6 protein-coding genes, 10 tRNA genes and 3 rRNA genes are annotated in these 9,625 nt (G+C 44.2%); all 19 read left to right on the top strand.

Features of this window, described 5'->3' with window-relative positions; genetic code table 11:
• Window positions 1-627 precede the first annotated feature (627 nt).
• The 19 genes from AAFQ93_RS00095 to AAFQ93_RS00005 all read left to right on the top strand — a co-directional run bounded on the left by AAFQ93_RS00095 (window position 628) and on the right by AAFQ93_RS00005 (window position 9,549).
• Window positions 628-996 carry a hypothetical protein gene (locus AAFQ93_RS00095; RefSeq protein ID WP_049530250.1) on the top strand — a complete coding sequence of 123 codons (369 nt, stop codon included), beginning with the start codon at window positions 628-630 and terminating at the stop codon, window positions 994-996.
• 136 nt (window positions 997-1,132) lie between these two features.
• Entirely contained in the window at window positions 1,133-1,825 is a 693-nt protein-coding gene (locus AAFQ93_RS00090) for a phosphoglycerate mutase (RefSeq protein ID WP_223140126.1), read from the top strand.
• 172 nt (window positions 1,826-1,997) lie between these two features.
• Window positions 1,998-2,150 carry a 50S ribosomal protein L33 gene (rpmG, locus tag AAFQ93_RS00085; RefSeq protein ID WP_001809375.1) on the top strand — a complete coding sequence of 51 codons (153 nt, stop codon included), beginning with the start codon at window positions 1,998-2,000 and terminating at the stop codon, window positions 2,148-2,150.
• 9 nt (window positions 2,151-2,159) lie between these two features.
• Entirely contained in the window at window positions 2,160-2,336 is a 177-nt protein-coding gene (gene secE, locus AAFQ93_RS00080) for a preprotein translocase subunit SecE (protein WP_001211016.1), read from the top strand.
• 57 nt (window positions 2,337-2,393) lie between these two features.
• Window positions 2,394-2,930 carry a transcription termination/antitermination protein NusG gene (gene nusG / locus AAFQ93_RS00075; RefSeq protein WP_223140125.1) on the top strand — a complete coding sequence of 179 codons (537 nt, stop codon included), beginning with the start codon at window positions 2,394-2,396 and terminating at the stop codon, window positions 2,928-2,930.
• A gap of 190 nt (window positions 2,931-3,120) precedes the next feature.
• Window positions 3,121-3,585 (top strand): sigma-70 family RNA polymerase sigma factor, encoded by a 465-nt coding sequence (locus AAFQ93_RS00070; protein ID WP_223140124.1) that lies wholly within the window; start codon window positions 3,121-3,123, stop codon window positions 3,583-3,585.
• A gap of 72 nt (window positions 3,586-3,657) precedes the next feature.
• Window positions 3,658-3,729 (top strand) — tRNA-Glu (locus AAFQ93_RS00065).
• 242 nt (window positions 3,730-3,971) lie between these two features.
• Window positions 3,972-5,514 (top strand): 16S ribosomal RNA (locus tag AAFQ93_RS00060).
• A gap of 50 nt (window positions 5,515-5,564) precedes the next feature.
• Window positions 5,565-5,637 (top strand) — tRNA-Ala (locus AAFQ93_RS00055).
• 126 nt (window positions 5,638-5,763) lie between these two features.
• Window positions 5,764-8,661: ribosomal RNA gene (locus AAFQ93_RS00050) — 23S ribosomal RNA — on the top strand.
• 78 nt (window positions 8,662-8,739) lie between these two features.
• A 5S ribosomal RNA gene (gene rrf / locus AAFQ93_RS00045) occupies window positions 8,740-8,855 on the top strand.
• Together the 16S, 23S and 5S rRNA genes with 10 tRNA genes alongside form the textbook arrangement of a ribosomal RNA operon.
• 4 nt (window positions 8,856-8,859) lie before the next feature.
• Window positions 8,860-8,932, top strand: a tRNA-Val gene (locus AAFQ93_RS00040).
• Window positions 8,933-8,934: 2 nt separating this feature from the next.
• Window positions 8,935-9,007 (top strand) — tRNA-Asp (locus AAFQ93_RS00035).
• A gap of 24 nt (window positions 9,008-9,031) precedes the next feature.
• A tRNA-Lys gene (locus tag AAFQ93_RS00030) sits at window positions 9,032-9,104 on the top strand.
• A gap of 5 nt (window positions 9,105-9,109) precedes the next feature.
• Window positions 9,110-9,190 (top strand) — tRNA-Leu (locus AAFQ93_RS00025).
• 12 nt (window positions 9,191-9,202) lie between these two features.
• Window positions 9,203-9,275, top strand: a tRNA-Thr gene (locus AAFQ93_RS00020).
• Window positions 9,276-9,302: 27 nt separating this feature from the next.
• Window positions 9,303-9,374: transfer RNA gene (locus tag AAFQ93_RS00015), tRNA-Gly, on the top strand.
• 7 nt (window positions 9,375-9,381) lie between these two features.
• A tRNA-Leu gene (locus AAFQ93_RS00010) sits at window positions 9,382-9,467 on the top strand.
• 8 nt (window positions 9,468-9,475) lie between these two features.
• A tRNA-Arg gene (locus AAFQ93_RS00005) sits at window positions 9,476-9,549 on the top strand.
• The last annotated feature ends 76 nt before the right edge of the window (window positions 9,550-9,625 follow it).

Below are 9,625 nucleotides of genomic sequence, written 5' to 3'. Positions count from 1 at the left end.
TCCTAATAACGATATCTCGGAAAAATTGCTGTATGTAAATTAGTCAACAATTTATTGATACTAGTTGTACAGTTCTATCAGAAACGATCAAGAACACTAAATTAAATCTGAGTAAGGCATAAGAACAAGAAAACGGATATTTAACTCAGATAGCCTTACATAAGGGTTTAAACCGCCAAAATAGAAAATATAAACAGTTAGAAAATCTAGAAGATAATCGAGATTGAGAATGAAACTGACTTGTAACTAAAGTTAACCTCAAAAATAATAGAATAATCAAAAAATAAATGATGAGTATAACCTAAACTAATAAATGGGTAATACTAAAGATTAGCAACAAATCGCATAATAAATGCATCTCCACTAATTAGAAGTAAGTTAGATATAGATTCTGATTTGAGTGGGCATATTTCACGAGGTTATGAAAAAATGGATTACTTGAACGACTGGACATAATGTAAAATAACAAGTAAAAAAATAGAACTATTACACTTAAAATATCACTAGTTTGCTTCATATAGAGTTCCAGTAAAGGAATCATCAATTCCATACCAGACTGGTAAAAACTTTAAATAAAAACTAAAATATGGTAAAATAACGATTAAATAAAATTTTTAGGAGACATTTATGAAGACAAAAACACTTGCACAAGTTGATGGAATTATTGGGATCATTGCAGGAGCTGTTTTAGCAATTTTACCAGTCGTTATCGTTATGATTGCAGCTATTTCTGAAAATGAAGATTTTGCGGGAGTTGTTTTGGGAATTGTTTTCCTTGTTTTTACTTTAGTAAAAATCGCAACTCTAATCCTAGGAATTCTCACTCTTGTCTACTACAAGGATGACAAACGTATCTCACTTGCTCCGTCTATCTTATTTATCGTTGGATCGGTAGTATCATTGATTCCGTTCTTGGGATGGATCGGTGGAATTATCCTCATCATTGGTGGAGCGCTATACTTGTCAAGCTTAAAACATTTCCAAATCGAAGGATAGTTCCATACTAAAAGAGAAGAGCCAAGAAGTCTCTTCTCTTTTTTGATTGATTTTGACTAGCTTTTTTGTGAAAAATTGTGTAAAATAGAATAGATAAACGAGGGAAACCTCGGAAAATAAAAGGAGTATCCATCAAATGGTAAAATTGGTTTTTGCTCGCCACGGTGAGTCTGAATGGAACAAAGCTAACCTTTTCACTGGTTGGGCTGATGTTGATTTGTCTGAAAAAGGAACACAACAAGCGATTGACGCTGGTAAATTGATCAAGGAAGCTGGTATCGAGTTTGATCAAGCTTACACTTCAGTATTGAAACGTGCAATCAAAACAACTAACTTGGCTCTTGAAGCATCTGACCAATTGTGGGTTCCAGTTGAAAAATCATGGCGCTTGAACGAACGTCACTACGGTGGTTTGACTGGTAAAAACAAAGCTGAAGCAGCTGAACAATTTGGTGATGAACAAGTTCACATCTGGCGTCGTTCATACGATGTATTGCCTCCAGCAATGGATCGCGACGATGAGCACTCAGCTCACACTGACCGTCGTTACGCTTTACTTGACGACTCAGTTATCCCAGATGCTGAAAACTTGAAAGTGACTTTGGAACGTGCCCTTCCATTCTGGGAAGATAAAATCGCTCCAGCTCTTAAAGATGGTAAAAACGTATTCGTAGGAGCACACGGTAACTCAATCCGTGCTCTTGTAAAACACATCAAAGGTTTGTCAGACGACGAAATCATGGATGTAGAAATCCCTAACTTCCCACCATTGGTATTCGAATTTGACGAAAAATTGAACGTAGTTTCTGAATACTACCTTGGTAAATAAGAACCATAAAGCCTAGGATGATTCCTGGGTTTTTTCAATTTCTATATATTACAGTGCGAGATTAAAAGAAACCATATTTTGCAAATTTAAATAGAAAGTTTTAAGAATACAAAAAACAATTAAGCTTGTCAAAGCAGAGGATTCTTGTTATAATAGGTAAGATGGAGGCGTTATGGCACTTAAAAAAGCAAGTCTAGCCTGTGCGGTTTGTGGTTCTAGAAACTATTCGATTAAGATTAGTGGAAATCCAAAACCAACACGCTTAGAAGTAAATAAATTTTGTAAACACTGTGGCAAGTACACCACACACCGAGAAACGAGATAGGAGAAAACGATGCGTTTTATTAAGGATATTTTTAAACTTCTTAAAGAAACAACTTGGCCGACTCGCAAGGAAAGTTGGTTAGATTTTAAATCTATCATGGAATACACTGCTTTCTTTGTAGTGATGATTTATATTTTTGACCAATTGATTGTTAGCGGATTGATTCGTTTTATTAATATTTTTTAAAATAAGCTAAGAAAAAGATCTAGTCGCTGAAATTCTTCAGTTAGGAAAGGAAAAAACATGGATAGTTTTGATAAAGGATGGTTTGTGCTACAAACTTATTCTGGCTACGAAAATAAAGTAAAAGAAAATCTATTGCAACGTGCACAAACATACAATATGCTAGAAAATATTCTACGTGTTGAAATTCCTACACAAACAGTGCAAGTAGAAAAAAATGGAAAGAAAAAAGAAATCGAAGAAAATCGCTTTCCAGGGTATGTTCTTGTAGAAATGGCTATGACCGACGAAGCATGGTTTGTTGTGCGTAACACACCAAACGTAACAGGATTCGTAGGTTCACACGGAAATAGATCAAAACCAACTCCACTTTTGGAACAAGAAATTCGCGATATTTTAGTTTCTATGGGTCAAACTGTCCAAGAATTTGATATTGATGTTGAAGTTGGTCAAACTGTTCGTATTATTGACGGTGCTTTCGCAGATTACACAGGTAAGATCACAGAAATTGATAACAACAAAGTCAAAATGATTATCTCAATGTTTGGTAATGATACAGTTGCAGAAGTAAATCTTAACCAGATTGCAGAACTTTAATCGGACATTTCATCAATTAAAATTACAAAGTAAAGACAACTGTAGAGAAAACAGTTGTCTTTTTTACCCTCACTTGTCAGTATTCACAACTGCCATAACATTAGAGAGTAAAAACAGCACAAGACAGAAACCAAAGCCCCTCTTTCCCCCTTTCTCTGCTATACTACAAGCAGAGAAAGGGGGAAAGCAAATGCTTGAAAAGTATTATGCGAAGGTAAAAGGAATTGTTCATAAATGTAGAAAAGACTACTATCTCCACCTGTGGGAGAAAGAGGATTGGGACCAAGAAGGCATGATCTGTCTCCATGAACTTCTAGAATATCATCCAGAACTAGTGGAAGAAGAAAAGAAACTCTACGTCTACTTCAAAACAAAATTTCGCAATCGAATCCTTGATAGCGTTAGAAAACAAGAGAGTCAAAAACGTCGCCTAGACCGGATGGCCTACGAAGAAGTAGGAGAAATTAGCCATCGTCTACCAGAAGGAGGATTGTGGTTGGATGATTACTACGCCCTTCATGAATTGTTGAATACTTATAGAAGAAAATTACCAGAAGATAAACAAGAAGCCTACGAACGCCTCTGGGCAGACGAACGATTTAAAGGCCGCAAAGCCCTTCTCAGAGAGCTGAAGGAAACATTACAAGACTTCTAAAAAAAATTAAAAAAAGGTGTTGACAAAGTAAGAAAAGTCGGTATAATAGTAAGAGTTGAAAATAACAACTCCGGTCCGTTGGTCAAGGGGTTAAGACACCGCCTTTTCACGGCGGTAACACGGGTTCGAATCCCGTACGGACTATAGTATGAAGCAGATAAAACACTAGATGAAAAAAATAAAAAAAGTTTCAAAAAAGTGTTGACAAGCGAAAGCGGCTGTGATATACTAATATAGTTGTCACTTGAGAGAAGCGAGTGACAAAGACCTTTGAAAACTGAACAAGACGAACCAATGTGCAGGGCACTACAACTAAGGTTGTAGTACTGAACAATGAAAAAAAACAATAAATCTGTCAGTGACAGAAATGAGTGAGAACTCAAACTTTTAATGAGAGTTTGATCCTGGCTCAGGACGAACGCTGGCGGCGTGCCTAATACATGCAAGTAGAACGCTGAAGGAGGAGCTTGCTTCTCCGGATGAGTTGCGAACGGGTGAGTAACGCGTAGGTAACCTGCCTGGTAGCGGGGGATAACTATTGGAAACGATAGCTAATACCGCATAACAGTAGATATTGCATGATATCTGCTTGAAAGGTGCAATTGCATCACTACCAGATGGACCTGCGTTGTATTAGCTAGTTGGTGGGGTAACGGCTCACCAAGGCGACGATACATAGCCGACCTGAGAGGGTGATCGGCCACACTGGGACTGAGACACGGCCCAGACTCCTACGGGAGGCAGCAGTAGGGAATCTTCGGCAATGGACGGAAGTCTGACCGAGCAACGCCGCGTGAGTGAAGAAGGTTTTCGGATCGTAAAGCTCTGTTGTAAGAGAAGAACGAGTGTGAGAGTGGAAAGTTCACACTGTGACGGTATCTTACCAGAAAGGGACGGCTAACTACGTGCCAGCAGCCGCGGTAATACGTAGGTCCCGAGCGTTGTCCGGATTTATTGGGCGTAAAGCGAGCGCAGGCGGTTAGATAAGTCTGAAGTTAAAGGCTGTGGCTTAACCATAGTACGCTTTGGAAACTGTTTAACTTGAGTGCAAGAGGGAGAGTGGAATTCCATGTAGCGGTGAAATGCGTAGATATATGGAGGAACACCGGTGGCGAAAGCGGCTCTCTGGCTTGTAACTGACGCTGAGGCTCGAAAGCGTGGGGAGCAAACAGGATTAGATACCCTGGTAGTCCACGCCGTAAACGATGAGTGCTAGGTGTTAGACCCTTTCCGGGGTTTAGTGCCGCAGCTAACGCATTAAGCACTCCGCCTGGGGAGTACGACCGCAAGGTTGAAACTCAAAGGAATTGACGGGGGCCCGCACAAGCGGTGGAGCATGTGGTTTAATTCGAAGCAACGCGAAGAACCTTACCAGGTCTTGACATCCCTCTGACCACTCTAGAGATAGAGTTTTCCTTCGGGACAGAGGTGACAGGTGGTGCATGGTTGTCGTCAGCTCGTGTCGTGAGATGTTGGGTTAAGTCCCGCAACGAGCGCAACCCCTATTGTTAGTTGCCATCATTCAGTTGGGCACTCTAGCGAGACTGCCGGTAATAAACCGGAGGAAGGTGGGGATGACGTCAAATCATCATGCCCCTTATGACCTGGGCTACACACGTGCTACAATGGCTGGTACAACGAGTCGCAAGTCGGTGACGGCAAGCTAATCTCTTAAAGCCAGTCTCAGTTCGGATTGTAGGCTGCAACTCGCCTACATGAAGTCGGAATCGCTAGTAATCGCGGATCAGCACGCCGCGGTGAATACGTTCCCGGGCCTTGTACACACCGCCCGTCACACCACGAGAGTTTGTAACACCCGAAGTCGGTGAGGTAACCTTTTAGAGCCAGCCGCCTAAGGTGGGATAGATGATTGGGGTGAAGTCGTAACAAGGTAGCCGTATCGGAAGGTGCGGCTGGATCACCTCCTTTCTAAGGATAAGGAAAGCACATTGGTCTTGTTTAGTCTTGAGAGGTCTTGTGGGGCCTTAGCTCAGCTGGGAGAGCGCCTGCTTTGCACGCAGGAGGTCAGCGGTTCGATCCCGCTAGGCTCCATTGGTGAGAGATCACCAAGTAATGCACATTGAAAATTGAATATCTATATCAAATAGTAACAAGAAAATAAACCGAAAACGCTGTAGTATTAATAAAGAGTTTATGACTGAAAGGTCAGAAAAATAAGGTTAAGTTAATAAGGGCGCACGGTGGATGCCTTGGCACTAGGAGCCGAAGAAGGACGTGACAAACGACGATATGCCTTGGGTAGCTGTAAGTAAGCGATGATCCAGGGATTTCCGAATGGGGAACCCAACAGGTACTACCTGTTACCCATATCTGTTAAGGATATGAGGAGGAAGACGCAGTGAACTGAAACATCTAAGTAGCTGCAGGAAGAGAAAGCAAAAGCGATTGCCTTAGTAGCGGCGAGCGAAACAGCAGAAGGGCAAACCGAAGAGTTTACTCTTCGGGGTTGTAGGACTGCAATGTGGACTCAAAGATTATAGAAGAATGGTTTGGGAAAATCAGCCAAAGAGAGTGATAGCCTCGTATTCAAAATAGTCTTTGTACCTAGCAGTATCCTGAGTACGGCGGGACACGTGAAATCCCGTCGGAATCTGGGAGGACCATCTCCCAACCCTAAATACTCCCTAGTGACCGATAGTGAACCAGTACCGTGAGGGAAAGGTGAAAAGCACCCCGAGGGGAGTGAAATAGAACCTGAAACCGTGTGCCTACAACAAGTTCGAGCCCGTTAATGGGTGAGAGCGTGCCTTTTGTAGAATGAACCGGCGAGTTACGATATGATGCGAGGTTAAGTTGAAGAGACGGAGCCGTAGGGAAACCGAGTCTGAATAGGGCGTCTTAGTATCATGTCGTAGACCCGAAACCATGTGACCTACCCATGAGCAGGTTGAAGGTGCGGTAAGACGCACTGGAGGACCGAACCAGGGCACGTTGAAAAGTGCTTGGATGACTTGTGGGTAGCGGAGAAATTCCAAACGAACTTGGAGATAGCTGGTTCTCTCCGAAATAGCTTTAGGGCTAGCGTCGACATTAGAGATTCTTGGAGGTAGAGCACTGTTTGGGTGAGGGGTCCATCCCGGATTACCAATCTCAGATAAACTCCGAATGCCAATGAATTATGGTCGGCAGTCAGACTGCGAGTGCTAAGATCCGTAGTCGAAAGGGAAACAGCCCAGACCACCAGCTAAGGTCCCAAAATAATTGTTAAGTGGAAAAGGATGTGGGGTTGCACAGACAACTAGGATGTTAGCTTAGAAGCAGCTATTCATTCAAAGAGTGCGTAATAGCTCACTAGTCGAGTGACCCTGCGCCGAAAATGTACCGGGGCTAAAACAATTTACCGAAGCTGTGGATACCTTTATAGGTATGGTAGGAGAGCGTTCTATGTGTGAAGAAGGTGTACCGTGAGGAGTGCTGGAACGCATAGAAGTGAGAATGCCGGTATGAGTAGCGAAAGACAGGTGAGAATCCTGTCCACCGTAAGACTAAGGTTTCCAGGGGAAGGCTCGTCCGCCCTGGGTTAGTCGGGACCTAAGGAGAGACCGAAAGGTGTATCCGATGGACAACAGGTTGATATTCCTGTACTAGAGTATGTAGTGATGGAGGGACGCAGTAGGCTAACTAAAGCAGACGATTGGAAGTGTCTGTCTAAGCAGTGAGGTGTGAATTGAGTTAAATGCTTAGTTCTATAACATTGAGCTGTGATGGGGAGCGAAGTTTAGTAGCGAAGTTAGTGACGTCACACTGCCAAGAAAAGCTTCTAGCGTTTAAACATACTCTACCCGTACCGCAAACCGACACAGGTAGTCGAGGCGAGTAGCCTCAGGTGAGCGAGAGAACTCTCGTTAAGGAACTCGGCAAAATGACCCCGTAACTTCGGGAGAAGGGGTGCTGACTTTAAGTCAGCCGCAGTGAATAGGCCCAAGCAACTGTTTATCAAAAACACAGCTCTCTGCTAAATCGTAAGATGATGTATAGGGGGTGACGCCTGCCCGGTGCTGGAAGGTTAAGAGGAGTGCTTAGCGGAAACGCGAAGGTATGAATTGAAGCCCCAGTAAACGGCGGCCGTAACTATAACGGTCCTAAGGTAGCGAAATTCCTTGTCGGGTAAGTTCCGACCCGCACGAAAGGCGTAATGATTTGGGCACTGTCTCAACGAGAGACTCGGTGAAATTTTAGTACCTGTGAAGATGCAGGTTACCCGCGACAGGACGGAAAGACCCCATGGAGCTTTACTGCAGTTTGATATTGAGTGTCTGTACCACATGTACAGGATAGGTAGGAGTCTATGAGATCAGGACGCCAGTTTCGAAGGAGACGCTGTTGGGATACTACCCTTGTTATGGCCACTCTAACCCAGATAGGTGATCCCTATCGGAGACAGTGTCTGACGGGCAGTTTGACTGGGGCGGTCGCCTCTAAAAGGTAACGGAGGCGCCCAAAGGTTCCCTCAGAATGGTTGGAAATCATTCGCAGAGTGTAAAGGTATAAGGGAGCTTGACTGCGAGAGCTACAACTCGAGCAGGGACGAAAGTCGGGCTTAGTGATCCGGTGGTTCCGTATGGAAGGGCCATCGCTCAACGGATAAAAGCTACCCTGGGGATAACAGGCTTATCTCCCCCAAGAGTTCACATCGACGGGGAGGTTTGGCACCTCGATGTCGGCTCGTCGCATCCTGGGGCTGTAGTCGGTCCCAAGGGTTGGGCTGTTCGCCCATTAAAGCGGCACGCGAGCTGGGTTCAGAACGTCGTGAGACAGTTCGGTCCCTATCCGTCGCGGGCGTAGGAAATTTGAGAGGATCTGCTCCTAGTACGAGAGGACCAGAGTGGACTTACCGCTGGTGTACCAGTTGTCTTGCCAAAGGCATCGCTGGGTAGCTATGTAGGGAAGGGATAAACGCTGAAAGCATCTAAGTGTGAAACCCACCTCAAGATGAGATTTCCCATGATTTTATATCAGTAAGAGCCCTGAGAGATGATCAGGTAGATAGGTTAGAAGTGGAAGTGTGGCGACACATGTAGCGGACTAATACTAATAGCTCGAGGACTTATCCAAAGTAACTGAGAATACGAAGCGTGATTATTTTAAGTGAAATTTGAAAGATATTCAATTTTGAGTAGGTATTACTCAAAGTTAAGTGACGATAGCCTAGGAGATACACCTGTACCCATGCCGAACACAGAAGTTAAGCCCTAGAACGCCGGAAGTAGTTGGGGGTTGCCCCCTGTGAGATAAGGAAGTCGCTTAGCTAAAGGGAGTTTAGCTCAGCTGGGAGAGCATCTGCCTTACAAGCAGAGGGTCAGCGGTTCGATCCCGTTAACTCCCATAGGTCCCGTAGTGTAGCGGTTATCACGTCGCCCTGTCACGGCGAAGATCGCGGGGTTCGATTCCGTCGGGACCGTTTAAGATAACGGAAGTTATTTTAGACTCGTTAGCTCAGTTGGTAGAGCAATTGACTTTTAATCAATGGGTCACTGGTTCGAGCCCAGTACGGGTCATCATTGCGGGTTTGGCGGAATTGGCAGACGCACCAGATTTAGGATCTGGCGCTTAACGGCGTGGGGGTTCAAGTCCTTAACCCGCATAATAGAAATAAGCCGGCTTAGCTCAGTTGGTAGAGCATCTGATTTGTAATCAGAGGGTCGCGTGTTCAAGTCATGTAGCCGGCATTTTTTTAATATAACCAAGAGGTCGATGCGAACGTAGTTCAGTGGTAGAACACCACCTTGCCAAGGTGGGGGTCGCGGGTTCGAATCCCGTCGTTCGCTTAGAGAGGCCGGGGTGGCGGAACTGGCAGACGCACAGGACTTAAAATCCTGCGATTGGTAACGATCGTACCGGTTCGATCCCGGTCCTCGGCATATAATGAGCACCCTTAGCTCAACTGGATAGAGTACCTGACTACGAATCAGGCGGTTAGAGGTTCGACTCCTCTAGGGTGCATTTTTTCTATTTAACTCGGGAAGTAGCTCAGCTTGGTAGAGTACTTGGTTTGGGACCAAGGTGTCGCAGGTTCGAA

Source organism: Streptococcus nidrosiense (assembly GCF_042140045.1).
Taxonomy (GTDB): domain Bacteria; phylum Bacillota; class Bacilli; order Lactobacillales; family Streptococcaceae; genus Streptococcus; species Streptococcus nidrosiense.
This window is presented reverse-complemented; position numbering and strand designations above follow the sequence as displayed.